The organism is Helicobacter suis, from assembly GCF_902196125.1.
GTDB classification, from domain to species: Bacteria; Campylobacterota; Campylobacteria; order Campylobacterales; family Helicobacteraceae; genus Helicobacter; species Helicobacter suis_B.
The window spans coordinates 1-14985 of sequence record NZ_CABIKG010000004.1; the positions used below are offsets into that span (position 1 = coordinate 1).

Below are 14985 nucleotides of genomic sequence, written 5' to 3' on the forward strand. Positions count from 1 at the left end.
AACACGCAAACAAATAGGATTGAGAAAGCAAACACGGAAGAGCCTCCCGCGTTAGATTTAGGGATTGATGAAAGCGAGATTTTAGAATTATTAGATCAAGTGGCGGGGGTGTTGTAGTTGCGTTTTAAAATGGCTTGAATAGCTTTATTATCAAGCTTATACAGCGGGGTTATTTCCTTAATGTCTGAAACATATAGATCGTATCCCCAGCCACCCATGTCAATTACCAAGCTATCGCCCCCCTCATCACCACTACACACCGCAAAATCATAGCCCAAAAAAACCCCCTCAATAGTAGTGCCTTCATAGATAACTTGATCATTGATTAAAGTAACCCTAACAAACCACCCGCAATACCTCGTATAGTCCTTTAATTCAATCATGTTTGACCTCTAAAAATGGCACAATATGCAACCCCCTTTTATTGAAGTGCACCTTACTATAATTTGTCTTAACCGCTTCTTGAATACCTATTTTTTCATGCGGCAAAACGACACCTTCTAAGTTTGGGTGGTGAATGATTAATTTTTTATTCCATTTTTTTTGGGCATTTATCGCGCTAATTTCCGCGATCGCCTCCCTAACCTCCTCAATTGTAAGGGCTTTTGTGTAGTAACTCCGCCCTTGCTTATAATTTGGGCTATCTAGTACATGCAAATCCTGCCTATCATCTAAAGTTAATAAAAATAGCGCGCTTTTGATAGTAGCTAGTACTCTTTGGGTAAAGGGATAGGGCTTTTCGCTTGGGGCGCGTTTAGCTAACTCATCAAAGTCTAATTTTTGAATTGTAAAGCCCTCTTTCAATATAGGCGCTTCTGTAAAATGTTCTAAACCGGTTAATTCTGTGCCTTGAATTTCTAATTCATACCACCGCCCTAACTTTTGCCCCACTAGCTTTCTTGTATCTTTATGGGAGGCTAATAAAAGCGGAGAGTCTAACACCTCCCTAGCTAAGAAAAAATCAAAGAGATCATTAGCTGGGTTAGCTTTTAGCGTTTTAGCTTTTAGCTTAATTGGCATTGTCTCTAACACCCCAAAGCGCATATCACCCCCATTTTTAGAAAGCCTAATTAATTCCTTAAATCTTGCTTTTTTAGTGGCGATATTTTGTAAAATGCCTTTAAGTAAGCTTGTGGCTTTTGGGTTATTTGCGTAAATAGCTAGCTTGTTTTTGAATTTAGGTAGCGATAGCGGAATAGCTTCCATTTATGGCCTTTATGCGCTAGGTTTAGGCCGTATGTATTGCCAATCCATTAATGCAGATGAGGCTACAAACAAAGTTTTAGGCGCGCTAATTTTTCAAGCTATACAATACCAGTTAATGGCAAGCAATGCGCCTACAGACAATAAAGAGGCTCAAGAACAAGCTAGAAGGCGTGTTGAACAATTACAGGAGGCTTTTTCTGAGTTTTACCGCGATTTTAGCGATGATCTATACACCTTAGCCTGCAGATCACTATAATAATTACAAGAGCCTTTTATAGCTATCTTTATAGTGTTATGCTGCGTATTAGGGCGTTTTAACACACTTAAAAGTTCAAGATTTAGCCCACCTCATTTTTTACATTGTATTTAGAGTTTTTAGATTAACGCAGGTTTGATCCCAAATTAAACTACTTAAGTTTAAACCGCCCCTAAACTCTATCCCCTTAAAACCTCGCCAAAACCTATAACACTAAATGATCTTTAAGCTTTTAAAATGCCAAACCTCTAAAAAATACACTTCTAAAAGCGCTACGCCCCACTAATTCTATGTGTTTTTTCTCGTAGCTGCCCACAGGCTGCACTGATGTCTAAGCCCTTTGAGAGGCGCATGGTGCAGAGTAAACCTCTTTGGTTAAGAAAGTCTGCAAACTGCTTAACTTTTTCTAAGTCGGGGCGCTCAAACTTAGAATGAGGCGTGGGGTTATAGGGGATAAGGTTAATTTTAGATCGCAACCCATTTAGCAATCTAAGCAAAGCCTTTGCATGTTCTAGCCCGTCGTTATAATCTTTAATTACTAAATATTCAAACATCAACCGTTTACGCGCATTGATAGGAAAGCGCCTTGCGGCTTTTATTAACTCTTGGATATTGTAGGTTTTATTAATGGGCATGAGTTTAGAGCGCAGATCATCATTAACTGCGTGCAAAGAAATAGCTAGCTGTACCCCTAAATTAAGCGCCCCTAAAATGTCCATCATAGGCACAACGCCACTGGTTGAAAGGGTGATGCGTTTAGGAGAAATATTAAGCCCATGTGGGTGGCTTAAAATTTTAAGAGAGCGCACCACCTGCTCAAAATTATGCAAAGGTTCGCCCATGCCCATAAACACCAAATTAATCCCCTTAGTGGGTTCTAGCGCGTGCATGCGCTTTAAAGCCACCACCTGCTCTACAATTTCACCCGCTTTTAAATTGCGCACAAATCCCCCCTTAGCTGTGGCGCAAAACACACAACCTACCTTACAACCAATCTGTGAACTCAAACAAAAGGTGAGTTTTTCTTGTGCTAAAATCTGTCCCTTATCCCCTATTTGTTTTTCCCTCATCACCATAAACACGCTTTCAAAGCTATGTTGATCGTGGGTGGCAAATAAACATTTTTCGCTTTTATCTTGGCTACACTCTTTAACCAACAACTTTAAACTTTGGATACAAAAATCCCTCTGCAGGATTGTTTTTAAAGATTTGGGCAAATTATGCATTTGATCAAAAGAGGTAGCATAGCGCTGATAAAGCCAAGCAAAAATTTGTTTAGCCACAAAGGGTTGATAATGGTTATCAGTGGCGTAGGTTTGTAATTCTTCAAAAGTGAGGTTATAAAGTGATTGCATGCTAAGCCTTTTAGAATTGATATTTTAGCCCCAAAATGCTTAAATCGCTGTGCTATAATGGGGATTTTGGAGGTTTATATGGGTTTAAAGGCCGATACTTGGATCAAAAAGATGAGTTTAGAACATGCCATGATTAAACCCTTTTGTGAGAATCAAGTGAGCAAAGGTATCATCAGTTATGGCCTAAGCAGTTATGGCTATGATATCCGCGTGGGCACGCAGTTTATGCTCTTTGAGCAACAAGAGGGGGTGGTTGATCCTAAAAACTTTGATCCTAACTTAGTTAAGAATATCCACACCCAAACTTTTATCACTATCCCGCCTAATGCCTTTGTACTAGCCCATAGTATAGAGTATATCCGCATGCCAAAAGATGTACTCGCCATTTGTTTAGGTAAAAGTACTTATGCGCGCTGTGGGATTATTGTCAATGTTACGCCCTTTGAGCCGGAGTTTGAGGGGTATATCACCATTGAAATTTCTAACACCACTTCTTTACCGGCTAAAGTTTATGCCAATGAGGGCATCGCGCAGGTGATCTTTTTACAAGGCGATAGTATTTGTGCCACCAGCTATAAAGACAAACAGGGCAAATACCAAGGACAACAAGGCATCACTTTGCCTAAAATCAATCCATGACCTCCCTCTCTCAAAGACGGCTTAAAGCCTTTTGTGCTAATAAGCGGGCGTTTTATTCATTTATCATTTTTAGTTTGCTTTTTTTACTCTCTTGTAGTGCTGAGCTTTGGATCAATGATAAACCCCTTTTTATCTACAAAGATCATAAAAGCTACTTCCCCCTCTTTAAAGATTATCCTGAAACCACCTTTGGCGGGGATTTTTACACCACAGCCGACTACACAGACCCCTATGTCAAAGAACACCTGCTTAAAAATGCCTTTGTGATCTGGCCTTTAGTGCCCTACTCTTATAACACCATTATTATGGACCTTAAACAAAGCGCGCCCACCCCCCCTAGTCTTAAGCACCTTTTAGGCACTGATGATCAAGCCCGCGATGTTTTAGCGCGTTTGGTTTATGGTTACCGGGTTTCTATTTTATTTGGATTGATTTTAAGTGTGTGTAGCGTGTTTTTAGGCGTAGCTTTGGGGGCTTTTCAGGGTTATTATGGTGGTCTTATTGATTTATTTGGCCAGCGCTTTTTAGAGATTTGGAGCGCTGTACCCATGCTCTTTTTACTGATGATTCTCTCTAGCATGTTTACCCCTAGTTTTTGGTGGCTTTTATTACTCGTCTTAGCCTTTAGCTGGATGGGTTTAGCCCAAGTGGTGCGCACTGAATTTTTAAGGGGGCGTAATATGGATTATGTCAAAGCCTCTTATACGCTAGGAGTGAGTGATATGCGCGTAATTTTTTATCATATTTTGCCTAACGCCCTAGTGGCTACCATTACTTATATGCCCTTTGTCATGGCAGGGAGTATCACCACTTTAGTGAGTTTAGATTTTCTAGGTTTTGGCATGCCAGTTGGGAGCGCTTCTTTAGGCGAATTGCTCAATCAAGGCAAAAATAACCTTTATGCGCCCCATTTAGCCTTAGTTGGTTTTTTTGCGACTGCAACTTTACTTTCTTTATTAGTTTTTATCGGGGAGGGGGTGCGCGATGCCTTCAGTGGACAGTAAAACCCTACTTAGTATCCAAAATTTAGAAGCAAAGATCGGGCAAGATTTTTATTTAAAAGAGATTAATTTAGAGATATTGTCCGGGCAAAGGGTAGGTTTAGTCGGGGAGAGTGGGAGCGGGAAAAGCTCGCTAGCCCAATTAATCTTACGGCTTGTGCCCTTTATCCGCGCCACTCATGGAAAAATTATATTTGAGGGTGTGGATTTATTAAGCCTTAAAACTTCTGTATTAAGAATGATTAGAGGCGCACAAATTGGCTATATCGCACAAGAACCCCTTTTGGCTTTAAATCCCTTACATAAAATCCACAAACAAATTTTAGAAACGCTTCTCTTACACAATAAACTCTCTAAATCTAGCGCCCATGATCACCTTTTAGAAGTGATAAATCAAGTGGGGCTTTCTTTAGATTTACTAAATCGCTACCCTTATGAACTTAGTGGAGGGCAAAACCAACGCGTGGCTTTGGCTATGGCTTTAATTAACCGTCCTAAGCTTTTAATTTGTGATGAACCCACCACCGCCTTAGATGCACAGATTCAAAAGCAGATTTTAGATTTACTCTTGTACTTGAGTGTGCAAAACCAAATGGCTATTTTAATCATTAGCCATGATTTAGGGGCGATTAAACAGGTGGCTGAACATGTTTATGTCATGCAAAAGGGTAAAATCTGTGAGCATAGCACAACAGAAGAACTCTTTGAAAACCCCAAACACTCTTATACAAAACTTCTTTTAAATGCGCGCCACCTCACAGCTAAGAAAATGCAACCGGGAAAGCAAGAGGTTTTATTGCTTAAAGACTTTGGCGTGTACTATACAAAAAAGAGATTTTTAGGCAAAGATTTTATTTTCCAAGCTATTAGCGGGGTTAATTTAAGCCTACACACCCAAGAAACTTTAGGTGTGATGGGGGCATCTGGTAGTGGAAAAAGTTCGCTAGCACTAGGGATTTTAAAACTTGCTAAAGCTCAAGGAGAAATCTATTTATTAGATCAGCCTATCCATTCTCTTAACTCTAAAGACTTTAGACCCTTAAGAAAATCCCTACAAATAGTTTTTCAAAACCCTTATGCCTCTTTAAACCCCCGCTGGAGTGTACAAGATATTTTATTAGAAGGCTCAAACTCTTTAGACAAAAATCTAGCTATAAAGAGTTTAGAGGCGGTAGGGTTAGAAGCTAAGTATTTAAATTGTTATCCCTTTGAGTTAAGCGGAGGCCAGCGCCAAAGAGTAGCCATTGCACGGGCTATTATCAACCGCCCACAGGTGGTTTTAATGGACGAACCTACTTCGGCTTTAGATAAGAGTTTACAAAAGGTAGTACTTAATTTGCTTTTAGAGTTGCAAGAAAAGATGTGCCTTAGTTATATTTTTATTAGCCATGATTTAGATGTTATTGAAAACATGTGTGATCGGGTTCTTGTGGTAGAACAAGGGCAAGTTGTAGAGAGTGGATTAACTAAAAGTATTTTTAGTGCCCCCAAACACCCCTACACAAAGCAACTTTTAAAGACGCGCTTAACTTGACTTGTTGAATAAATGTTGCTAAAATAGGCGTTTTTATTGTGCGGGAATAGCTCAGTGGTAGAGCACGACCTTGCCAAGGTCGGGGCCGCGGGTTCGATCCCCGTTTCCCGCTCCAATTTTCATTTTAAGAGGTTTTAAATGTTAAATGCTTCTAAACTAGTGTGTGTGTGTGTGCCGGAGTATTAATTAGTGGCTGTGCTCAGCCTCTTCCAGTTGGCGGGCTTGCTACGATGGTAAAACTCCCGGTTTCTGGAAATGATATGCGATCTTCTAAAGAGGGGCATGCTAATTGTTTTAGTATTCTTGGCATTTTTGCTGCCGGTGATTGTTCTGTAGAAAAGGCGGCTAAAAATGGCGGTATCGTTCAGATTAATACGGTAGATCGCACGGTAGCCAATGTTTTAGGTATTGTTGGCATATACACGACAGTAGTTAGAGGCAATTAACTTTGATTTATGCTAGGCGGGCGCGCCTAGCCTTGCCCAGGTGGTGGAATAGGTAGACACAAGGGACTTAAAATCCCTCGGTAGCAATACCGTGCCGGTTCAAGTCCGGCTTTGGGCACCATGGCGACGTAGCCAAGTGGTAAGGCATGGGTCTGCAAAACCTTGATTCCCCGGTTCAAATCCGGGCGTCGCCTCCAAAAATTTAACTTTTTCTTAGCGGGAGATGGCTGAGCGGTTGAAAGCGGCGGTCTTGAAAACCGTTGAGGGTAACACCTCCGGGGGTTCAAATCCCTCTCTCCCGGCCACATTCTCTTAAGGAATTTCTTGGGACATTCTCCCTTAAGCCTACTTGTACCTCTTTTTGTAATTGCTATGGTGATTTTTACGCGCAGAGTAACCCTTGCGCTTTTTAGCGGCATGGTTTTAGGCGCTTTATTGCTCACAGATGGGCATCTCTCTAGTCTTGTGATCTATCTTTATACAAAAACTAGCGCCGTGTTTTATCACAAGCAACCACAAGGCCTAATCCCTAATTTAAATAGCCTATATGTCTTTGGCTTTTTGATTTTACTAGGGATTTTAAGCCAGATTATTGCTAGCAGCGGGGCGATTAACTCTTTTGTGCGTTGGGCTAAAAACCATGTTAAAAGCGCGCGCCAATCAGAGGGCATTGCACTTATAGCCGGGATTGTGATCTTTATTGATGATTATTTTAACGCTTTAATTGTAGGCCAAATTAGCAAATCTTTAAATGATGCGCATAAATCAAGCCGTGAACGCCTAGCTTATATTATTGATTCAACCTCAGCGCCTGTGTGTTTGCTTGTACCGCTTTCTAGCTGGGGGGCTTATATCGTGGGGGTGATGCAAAATGAGGGCTCGCCCTTGCTTAAAGAGGGGTTTGCTTTGCTACTTAAAAGTACGCTGAGTAATTATTACGCGTGGTTTGCACTCTTAGCTGTGTTTTTAACCATTCTTTGGCAAATTAATTTGCCGGCTATGCAAAAATACCAAAATGTAGGCGTGCAAGAGATAAAAATCCAACCCTTTAAAAAAGCCCCTCTTTCTATTTTACTCTTAAGCATTGCTATGCTTCTTGTGAGTACCACGATTTTAATGTTTTATACAGGCTATGTAGGGAGTGATCACAAAGATTTTTTAGATATTTTAGGCCATATTAATAGCGCGCTTTCTCTCTTTGTAGGGGGGATTATTTCTTTAATCTTTTGTCTTTTTTTAGCTTGGCGCTATTTACCACCAAATAGCCTTTTTTCTTTGATCTATCAGGGGTTTAAAAGCATGGCCTCTGCGATTGTAATTTTGATCTTGGCTTGGGCCATTGGGCCTATGATTAGAGATGATTTACAAACGGGGATATATTTAGCTAGTTTGATCGCGCATTTCCAGGGCGTGTTTTTACTCATGCCCTTATTATTATTTTTAATTTCAGGATTTATTGCCTTTAGCACCGGCACTAGTTGGGGGGCTTTTGCGATCATGCTTCCTATTGGCACGGGAATGCTTAGCGTGGTGGGGGGTGATATTGTACTAGTGGTTTCAGCGATTTTATCAGGGGCGGTTTATGGCGATCACGCCTCGCCTATTTCAGATACAACGATTTTATCAGCCACAGGGGCGGGTTGTTCGGTTCAAAGCCATTTTTTAACCCAACTACCCTATGCCACGCTTACGGCTGCTTGTGCGATGCTAGCCTTTCTTATTGCTAGCCTTACTCTTTCTAAGATAATAGGCTTTATCGGGGGTGCTTTATGTTTGGTGGTTTTGTTTTACTTTTTAAAGCGCATGTTTAAAAATAACTAAAACTAAGCTTTGGCCCATGAATGGAGGTGTTAATGGCAATTAGCTGGCTTCTAAGCGCGCGGTAATAGGTATTGGTTTCTTCAATGGCTTCATGCTTGGTTTCAAAGGTACGCACGCGGGTATAAGAATTAGAGATTTGTGAAACCAACATTTTTAAAGATTTTTCAGCTTGCATAGTGTCATGGCTATCTAAAGCTCTTTTCAAAACCACGATTTGGGATTCAAGTTGCTTAAAATGGGGGAGATCAAAAGAGAGCATGGGTACTTTTATAACGCCATATAAAATCTTATTAGTGAAAGCATACAAAGGAATGTTATACACGACTTGGTAGAGTTGCAAACAGGCAAGCACATCTGAAATGTGATTAATGGTGGTGTTGACTTGGGGGTTTTGATCTAGGGTGTATAAAATTCTTAAAATCACGGATAAATTCTGCTGATCATGGATAATTGCTTGTTCATGGCTAAAACAAGCATGGTGTGAGTAGCGACTCTTGAGTTTTTCTAGGCTATGATAAACATGTTCTAACTTATGGGTGATGTGGGGGGAATTATCAGCATTATCTACCATGAAAGTTTCTAAATAGCGTTCTAAACTATGGTTAGAGGGAGCTAAAAGGGTGTGATAAACATGCAAGATGTGGTTAGTATAAAGGGTTAAATCAGGTGTTTCTAACCAGATATTATCAAAGGGAGTATTAGATAAACTCTGGGCTATGGATTTGAGGGTATTAGCTAGCAAATAGGATCGAATCTTAGCATGGACAGATCCGCTATTTTGATTAATGCTATCTAAAAGAGATTGCAAGGCTTGTTTGAGATTAGGATCATTTGGGTGGGTTTGCATATGCTCTTGTACACTTTTAAATTTTTCAATCAGTGCTTTTGTTGCAAAGGGGAGGGGTGAGGGAAAGATAAGTTGGGTGGTGGCTACTTGCATGAATTGGGGTAAGAGTGTAGCTTTAAAAGCTAAAAATCTCTGTGTAAAAGCTCTATAAAGGGGTCTATCAAGCGCTCTTAAATGGGCACTGACGATTGTATAAATTTTGAGTGCAGATTGCATAGCCGTACTGGTTTGTACAACAGAGGTTACTCTTTGATCAAAACCTAGAGAATAAATTAAATGTCTAGTAGGTTTAAGTAAGTTTGTATCATGGACATTTAAAGGGAGTAAGGCCTCTAAAAAGGCTAAACCCTTTTGTTGTATGGGGGTGGTGTATACGCAGGCTTTGCATTTGTCTTTGAAATTTAAAATTAGAGTATTAATACTTGGGGCTTCTAGGTCTTCATGAAGAGTTTTTGAAAAGAAAGAAATATCAGGCGATGGTAATGGAGGGTTAGCAAAGAGAGCTGTAACAAGAATGGGAGGGATTAAAATTTCTTTATTCATGGGCGTACTCCAGATAAAAAAAATGATACATTCTATAAATTCATAATAAAATCAACCTTAAAAAATAATCGTATGAGAAACAGCACGGGTATGTAAGTGTAGCAAAGCAAACAAAAAGTAAATAAAATGTGTAATTAGCTTAGAATTAACGCTTTCTGTGTTTCTAAAATATGAGAAAAAGCACAGGGGCTTTTTTGCATTTCATGGAATTTACTACTACAAGCATGTAGAACAATGCTTAAGAATAAAAGAAAAGAAAATTTCATGAGTGTTCCTTAGAAGCGTTTTGAATCTGGATTTGGGCTGTTGAGAGGGTTTGTATACTAAAAGAGGGTTCTTGTTTTTCTTGTGTGCTGGTATGGGTGGTGTGCTTGGTGGTTATATCAGAGGATATAAAGGAGGTTAACAAACTTTGGGTGTGTTGGCGTACTAAATTTTTACTAGCTGTGCTAATGCTAGCTAGATTAGCTAACCAACCTTTAGTACCAAAAAGCCCATTGATAAAAATAGGGACTCTCTTGGTTAAAAAAAGCGTTAAAAGGGTGCTAGCAATTAAAATTAAATAGTTTTCTATGAGTGAAGGGGTGGGCGATTGCAGCGGAGTAGGTGGGATATTAATAATGAGGGTTTTAAGAATTTTAGCGTTATAAAAGGCTATAAGAATGATAAGGGGCTGATAAAAACTTAAAGCCAAACACTTTTTAAAATATAGCCCTAGTAGGCGCAAACCAAATAATCCAAGTGGCAAGATAAAAATAGCCAAAGCTAGCCATAAATACAGCTCAATAGAGATCATTACAGTTAAAGCTAGAATATAAATAAGAAGTATCCCTTGAGATATAACAAGGGTTAAAATTAGCATGACAGAAATAAGGGTTTCTAGGTTGATAGGCTTAATTTGGCTGATGAGTAAAACAAGGGTATGAAAACTTTGGTTAATGAGAAATTCTAAATCTAAATGGGTTTCTTCTAAATCAAGAGCAGATGCAGAGGCTTTTAAACTTGCATGGATAAGCTCTGTTAAAGTATTGGCCGGGTAGAAGATGAGGTGTTTAAGTTGTGTGTAAAAATCTTGGGGGTGGTGGATTGCATAATTAAAGAGAGTAAAAAAGAGAGCAAAAGAGGCGAGGCTAAAAAGGGTTTTCCATTTAAAAAAGTCTAAGGCGCGTACTCTTTGATAAGCCCATAACATCAAGGCTAAAACCATGCACAGATTACAAAATAAAGAAAATTGTGGCAACTCTAAAATCTGAGTCCCTAAATTAGAGAGAAGAGTTTGGGTTGGATCAAGAAAAAAATGCAAAACACTCTGGTAGAGTTGCAAAGACTGCAAATAATAACCTTAAGGGTTGGGTTTTAGCGATTATAGTGGGCGGGAGTTTAATACAGACTAAAATAAAGTTTAAATTGTAAAATCGCGCTTTTTTAGATAAAATGGCGGTTTTAACGCGAATAATTAGATAAGGGAAATGATGAACAAGTATTTTACAATGGGGGTTGTATCGTCTATTTTGAGTGTATGGCTGGTAGCCCATAGTTTAGAAGTGGCTCAGGTTACCCCCACGCATGCCAGAAGCTTTAAAAAAAATAACAAACCCACCACTGCCGAACGGCTCAATGCTTTAAAGAAATTTTCTAGCGTGGTGGAGGAAATTGAGCGCTACTATGTAGATGAGGTGAGCATTAATGATATTGTAGATAAGGCCATTGATGGGCTTTTAAGTAATTTAGATGCCCACTCCTCTTACTTAACGGCTAAGAAGTTTAGAGATTTTAGAGCCCAAACAGAGGGTGAGTTTGGAGGATTAGGTATTACGGTTGGAATTCGCGATGGCGCGCTTACAGTGATTGCCCCCCTAGATGATACACCCGCCTTTAAAGCTGGGATCAAAGCTGGAGATGTGATTTTAAAGATCAACCAAGAAAGCACGCTTAACATGAGTATTGATAATGCGGTTAATTTAATGCGAGGCAAGCCTAAAACCCCTATTGAACTTACTATCGTGCGCAAATCTGAACCTAAACCCATTGTGATTAAAATGATTCGCGACATCATTAAAATTAAATCCGTACACGCTAAAAAAATTGAGGGCACAAACTTTTTATATGTACGGGTTAATTCCTTTGATCGCAATGTGGTTAAAGGCGTACTTGGCGAACTTAACAAGGCTAAAAATTTACAAGGAATTGTACTAGATTTGCGCTCTAACCCGGGAGGATTACTCAACCAAGCCATCGATCTTTCCAATCTCTTTATCAAGCATGGCATCATTGTCTCGCAAAAAGGGCGCATTAAATCTGAAGACATTGAATACCGCGCCAATGGCAGAGCCCCTTATGCTAACTTGCCCATTGCCGTACTAGTCAATGCCGGTACAGCTAGTGCTAGCGAGATTGTCTCCGGTGCGCTCCAAGATCACAAAAGGGCAATTATCATTGGTGAGGACACCTTTGGTAAGGGTAGTGTACAAACAACTTTCCCTGTAGGCAGAGACGAGGCGATTAAAATCACCATTGCTCGCTATTATTTGCCCAGCGGGCGCACTATTCAAGCAGTAGGAATCAAACCAGATATTTTAATTTATCCGGGCAGTGTACCCCAAGATGGAAGCAAGTTTAGCTTGAAAGAAGCCGACTTAAAACACCATTTACAACAAGAACTCAAAGAGTTAAACACCAAAAAAGACAATAAAAAACCCACCCCGGGTAAAAAAGAGAATAAAGAGGAAAAGGCCATCACGCTTAAGGACATCAACGCAGATATCCAGCTTAAAGTTGCAATTGATACGCTTAAGGTGTGGGATATTCTTATGGCTGCTAAAAAAGAGAGCGCGCATAAGTAAAAAAATAGGGTTGGGGCATTTTATAGGCTATATTTTAGGGTTTTTACTTTTCTTATTAGGTTTATACGCAGAGGAAGAGCCTAAGGCTAAGGTTGTTTATCTTAAGGTGTTAAATTTACAAGAACTGAGTAGTAAACCTGTGTATGTGGGGCAAAGTGTTTCTGTACAATATAACCTTTTACTTTTCCCACAAGCCAAATTTTTAGGCGCTGAACTCTCTAAAATTCCAGATTCTAAACAACTCAAGCGCCTTAATTTCACACCCGCTTGGAAAGATTTAGGCAACGATACTTTTAGCGCAACCTATATTTATAAAGTAATGGGAACTCAGGCAGTAATTCCTGAACTTAAAGTGAGTGCCTTTGTTAAAGATCAAGGCTATGTAGATAGCTCTAGCGCGCCTAGTATTGCTTTACAAGTGCTTGATCTTTCTTTACACCCTAATTATGTGGGGGTGGTCGCGCGTAACTTAAAAGTTATAGGTTATAAGGTTAAAGAGTATGATAGCACCCATAATATTTTAGTCTTTGAGATACAAGCTAAGGGAGCGAATTTAGAGGATCTTAAAATTGCAGGGAGTATCAAACAGGGGTTTGAAAGCACGCATTTTGGGATAGATCATTCTAGCGGGCTCTATTACTGCATTTTGCCTAAAAATATGCAATCTCTTTCCTTTAATTACTTTTCCTTAGAGGAGGAGCAGTTTAAGGAATTGCATTTTTCTCTGATCCCCATTGATGAGAGTGTGAGTACACAAAGCAACCTCAAACCTAAGAATAATTTATTACTCTTTTCTAACTTGCTTTTAATCTTTTTATTACTGGTGATGCTAGCACTTTGCTTTCTTACCTCTTATAAAAAAACCACCCTCTCTTTTGCTGTGATTTTGCTAGGTGTGTTGTTGTTTAATATCTTTTCTACTTATCGCAATGGGCTTTTAAAGGCGCAAGCAGAAATTAAAATTTTACCCACAGAAAATTCCACTTTACTAGCCATTCCTAAGCAGGTTTTACATGTAAAAATCATCGGTTCGCATGCTAAGTATTATAAAATCATGACTAAAGATGAAAAAATAGGCTGGGTGAGAAAAGAAGATGTGGAGTAAGATACGCGGGATTTATGCGCTGTTGGTGGTCGGATTAGGGCTTGGCTTTATTATCCTGATGAATTTTCTTACCCGCAAACACAACAATTCGCGCCGGACTCGCAAATGGTGCCGTTCTTTCTTCTTTTTAATGGGCTCGCCCTTAGAAACAATAGGCGAATTTGATACTAGCGCTAGTTTAATTGTACTCAACCACCAAAGCATCATTGATATTATTTGTTTAGAGGCCTACCACCCTAGCAATATCTGCTGGATTGCTAAAAAAGAATTAGGCGACATTCCCTACTATGGCTATGCGCTTAAAACCCCTGAAATGATTTTAATTGATCGAGACGATAGAAGAGGTTTAGCCTCTTTAATTAAAATTGCTAAAGAAAAATTAGATCAAGGGCGTCCACTGGTGATCTTTCCAGAAGGCACGCGGGGCAGGGGCGAGGGAGCGTTTTTACCCTTTAAACCCGGGGCTAGGGTTTTAGCCGAAAAACTCCGACTTAAAATCCAGCCTATTTTATTACTCAATACCCGTAAAATTTTTAACACTAAGCCTTTAGAATCGCATGCCACACACCTGCGCATGGTGCTTTTAAAAGCCTTTGAGCCAGATTTAAGCAGCAATTGGTATCAAGAATTAGAGGCGTATATGCAAGCAGAATATAGCAAGCATTATCAAGAACTGCATGGTTAATTTATTGCTTTTTATGTTTGGGCATGTTAAAATAGGCAATTCTTGTTGGGGTGTTAGCTCAGTTTGGGAGAGCGCAACGCTGGCAGCGTTGAGGTCAGGGGTTCGAGCCCCCTACACTCCACCAACTGAGAGTCTTATAAATAGAAATCTTTACAGGGGGTTTTTATGTTTAGTTCTTCTCTGATCAAATGGGGGGGTATGGGATTAGTTGGCGCTTTTTTCATGTTAGGCTGTTCTAAGGTTGCTAGCATCAATCCAGGCCAGCCCACTACTGGACAGGTAAAACCCATTCATGGATACAGTTGTAATAAACAAAAAATGTGGCCTATTTGGCCCTATGGCAAAAAAGGGATAGAAAATCTCAAAAAAGAGGCCATGCAACAAGCACAAGATCAAGCTGATGCTTACGCTAAAAGCTTAGGCAAAAGTGAAGGGGAACTTATCAACACCACTGTAACCCTAGAAAGTTGGCCTTTACCCCGCTATTTGTTTTTCCTTGGGAGCAAATGCGTAAAAGTACAGGGTTATGCGCGCGCTAAAGATTAAAGGCTTGTTGCTCTAATTAAGTGCGTAAGTCAAGGCTTAAGGGTTTTGGTGTGTTGTTGTTTTTTACAAAGACGCCAACGGGGGATAGAGCGCTTTCTAGCAATAGCTAGAGCTGAGGCCTTGTTTTAAAGCAAACACCTAAGTTATTCTGCCTTTAT

General features: G+C 39.8%; 16 protein-coding genes and 5 tRNA genes. 15 read left to right on the forward strand and 6 right to left on the reverse strand.

Going from position 1 to position 14985, the window contains the following annotated elements:
- Positions 1-95: 95 nt before the first annotated feature.
- Together G6Q00_RS01935 and G6Q00_RS01940 are read right to left on the reverse strand one after the other, a co-directional pair.
- On the reverse strand, positions 96-383 hold the full coding sequence (locus G6Q00_RS01935) for a hypothetical protein (RefSeq protein WP_163531790.1): 288 nt from the start codon (positions 381-383) through the stop codon (positions 96-98).
- Complete coding sequence (locus G6Q00_RS01940; protein ID WP_163531791.1) at positions 376-1206, reverse strand: polymorphic toxin type 50 domain-containing protein; 831 nt, start codon at positions 1204-1206, stop codon at positions 376-378. The genes G6Q00_RS01935 and G6Q00_RS01940 overlap by 8 nt, the downstream gene beginning before the upstream one ends.
- Here G6Q00_RS01940 and G6Q00_RS01945 point away from each other — a divergent pair.
- Complete coding sequence (locus G6Q00_RS01945) at positions 1172-1462, forward strand: hypothetical protein (RefSeq protein ID WP_163531792.1); 291 nt, start codon at positions 1172-1174, stop codon at positions 1460-1462. The two genes, G6Q00_RS01940 and G6Q00_RS01945, sit on opposite strands and share 35 nt — an antisense overlap.
- A 272-nt stretch (positions 1463-1734) precedes the next feature.
- Here the strand turns inward: G6Q00_RS01945 and rlmN are convergent, their stop codons facing one another.
- A complete protein-coding gene (rlmN, locus tag G6Q00_RS01950; RefSeq protein ID WP_163531793.1) occupies positions 1735-2817 on the reverse strand; it encodes a 23S rRNA (adenine(2503)-C(2))-methyltransferase RlmN in 1083 nt (360 codons plus the stop codon).
- A 78-nt stretch (positions 2818-2895) separates the two neighbouring features.
- Here rlmN and dcd point away from each other — a divergent pair, with 78 nt between their 5' ends.
- The 9 genes from dcd to G6Q00_RS01995 all read left to right on the forward strand — a co-directional run bounded on the left by dcd (position 2896) and on the right by G6Q00_RS01995 (position 8258).
- The gene (gene dcd, locus G6Q00_RS01955) at positions 2896-3456 is read left to right on the forward strand and encodes a dCTP deaminase (protein ID WP_163498982.1); all 561 of its coding nucleotides are present in this window, start codon (positions 2896-2898) and stop codon (positions 3454-3456) included.
- A complete protein-coding gene (locus tag G6Q00_RS01960) occupies positions 3453-4460 on the forward strand; it encodes an ABC transporter permease (RefSeq protein ID WP_163531794.1) in 1008 nt (335 codons plus the stop codon). The genes dcd and G6Q00_RS01960 overlap by 4 nt, the downstream gene beginning before the upstream one ends.
- Positions 4441-5991 carry a dipeptide ABC transporter ATP-binding protein gene (locus tag G6Q00_RS01965; protein ID WP_163531795.1) on the forward strand — a complete coding sequence of 517 codons (1551 nt, stop codon included), beginning with the start codon at positions 4441-4443 and terminating at the stop codon, positions 5989-5991. The genes G6Q00_RS01960 and G6Q00_RS01965 overlap by 20 nt, the downstream gene beginning before the upstream one ends.
- A gap of 40 nt (positions 5992-6031) precedes the next feature.
- Positions 6032-6106: transfer RNA gene (locus G6Q00_RS01970), tRNA-Gly, on the forward strand.
- A 52-nt stretch (positions 6107-6158) separates the two neighbouring features.
- Positions 6159-6437 (forward strand): TRL-like family protein, encoded by a 279-nt coding sequence (locus G6Q00_RS01975; protein ID WP_430750782.1) that lies wholly within the window; start codon positions 6159-6161, stop codon positions 6435-6437.
- 34 nt (positions 6438-6471) lie between these two features.
- Positions 6472-6558, forward strand: a tRNA-Leu gene (locus G6Q00_RS01980).
- Between the two features lies 1 nt (position 6559).
- Positions 6560-6634: transfer RNA gene (locus G6Q00_RS01985), tRNA-Cys, on the forward strand.
- 20 nt (positions 6635-6654) lie between these two features.
- Positions 6655-6742, forward strand: a tRNA-Ser gene (locus G6Q00_RS01990).
- 19 nt (positions 6743-6761) lie between these two features.
- On the forward strand, positions 6762-8258 hold the full coding sequence (locus G6Q00_RS01995) for a Na+/H+ antiporter NhaC family protein (protein WP_163531796.1): 1497 nt from the start codon (positions 6762-6764) through the stop codon (positions 8256-8258).
- Here the strand turns inward: G6Q00_RS01995 and G6Q00_RS02000 are convergent.
- The 3 genes from G6Q00_RS02000 to G6Q00_RS02010 form a co-directional block, all read right to left on the reverse strand.
- Positions 8245-9648 (reverse strand): hypothetical protein, encoded by a 1404-nt coding sequence (locus G6Q00_RS02000; RefSeq protein WP_163531797.1) that lies wholly within the window; start codon positions 9646-9648, stop codon positions 8245-8247. The genes G6Q00_RS01995 and G6Q00_RS02000 overlap by 14 nt on opposite strands.
- 134 nt (positions 9649-9782) lie before the next feature.
- Positions 9783-9914, reverse strand: coding sequence for a comB7 lipoprotein (locus G6Q00_RS02005; RefSeq protein ID WP_163531798.1), 132 nt, complete (start codon positions 9912-9914; stop codon positions 9783-9785).
- The gene (locus G6Q00_RS02010) at positions 9911-10981 is read right to left on the reverse strand and encodes a hypothetical protein (protein ID WP_163531799.1); all 1071 of its coding nucleotides are present in this window, start codon (positions 10979-10981) and stop codon (positions 9911-9913) included. Before G6Q00_RS02010 ends, G6Q00_RS02005 begins: the two co-directional genes overlap by 4 nt.
- 139 nt (positions 10982-11120) lie before the next feature.
- Here G6Q00_RS02010 and G6Q00_RS02015 point away from each other — a divergent pair, with 139 nt between their 5' ends.
- The 5 genes from G6Q00_RS02015 (at position 11121) to G6Q00_RS02035 (ending at position 14827) form a co-directional block, all read left to right on the forward strand.
- Complete coding sequence (locus tag G6Q00_RS02015; RefSeq protein ID WP_163498932.1) at positions 11121-12491, forward strand: S41 family peptidase; 1371 nt, start codon at positions 11121-11123, stop codon at positions 12489-12491.
- A 10-nt stretch (positions 12492-12501) separates the two neighbouring features.
- Positions 12502-13596 carry a hypothetical protein gene (locus G6Q00_RS02020; RefSeq protein WP_240330929.1) on the forward strand — a complete coding sequence of 365 codons (1095 nt, stop codon included), beginning with the start codon at positions 12502-12504 and terminating at the stop codon, positions 13594-13596.
- Positions 13586-14281, forward strand: a complete 696-nt coding sequence (locus G6Q00_RS02025; protein ID WP_163531800.1) for a 1-acylglycerol-3-phosphate O-acyltransferase — start codon at positions 13586-13588, stop codon at positions 14279-14281. The genes G6Q00_RS02020 and G6Q00_RS02025 overlap by 11 nt, the downstream gene beginning before the upstream one ends.
- Before the next feature lie 47 nt (positions 14282-14328).
- Positions 14329-14405, forward strand: a tRNA-Ala gene (locus G6Q00_RS02030).
- A gap of 41 nt (positions 14406-14446) precedes the next feature.
- Positions 14447-14827 carry an SIMPL domain-containing protein gene (locus tag G6Q00_RS02035; RefSeq protein WP_163531789.1) on the forward strand — a complete coding sequence of 127 codons (381 nt, stop codon included), beginning with the start codon at positions 14447-14449 and terminating at the stop codon, positions 14825-14827.
- The last annotated feature ends 158 nt before the right edge of the window (positions 14828-14985 follow it).

Bases quoted from the DNA above. Each gene is read 5' to 3' on its own strand.
- G6Q00_RS02025 (WP_163531800.1), top strand. From the start codon at position 13,586: ATGTGGAGTAAGATACGCGGGATTTATGCGCTGTTGGTGGTCGGATTA.
- G6Q00_RS02035 (WP_163531789.1), top strand. From the start codon at position 14,447: ATGTTTAGTTCTTCTCTGATCAAATGGGGGGGTATGGGATTAGTTGGC.
- G6Q00_RS02000 (WP_163531797.1), bottom strand. From the start codon at position 9,648: ATGAATAAAGAAATTTTAATCCCTCCCATTCTTGTTACAGCTCTCTTT.
- G6Q00_RS01935 (WP_163531790.1), bottom strand. From the start codon at position 383: ATGATTGAATTAAAGGACTATACGAGGTATTGCGGGTGGTTTGTTAGG.
- dcd (WP_163498982.1), top strand. From the start codon at position 2,896: ATGGGTTTAAAGGCCGATACTTGGATCAAAAAGATGAGTTTAGAACAT.
- G6Q00_RS01965 (WP_163531795.1), top strand. From the start codon at position 4,441: ATGCCTTCAGTGGACAGTAAAACCCTACTTAGTATCCAAAATTTAGAA.
- G6Q00_RS02015 (WP_163498932.1), top strand. From the start codon at position 11,121: ATGAACAAGTATTTTACAATGGGGGTTGTATCGTCTATTTTGAGTGTA.
- rlmN (WP_163531793.1), bottom strand. From the start codon at position 2,817: ATGCAATCACTTTATAACCTCACTTTTGAAGAATTACAAACCTACGCC.
- G6Q00_RS01940 (WP_163531791.1), bottom strand. From the start codon at position 1,206: ATGGAAGCTATTCCGCTATCGCTACCTAAATTCAAAAACAAGCTAGCT.
- G6Q00_RS02005 (WP_163531798.1), bottom strand. From the start codon at position 9,914: ATGAAATTTTCTTTTCTTTTATTCTTAAGCATTGTTCTACATGCTTGT.
- G6Q00_RS01960 (WP_163531794.1), top strand. From the start codon at position 3,453: ATGACCTCCCTCTCTCAAAGACGGCTTAAAGCCTTTTGTGCTAATAAG.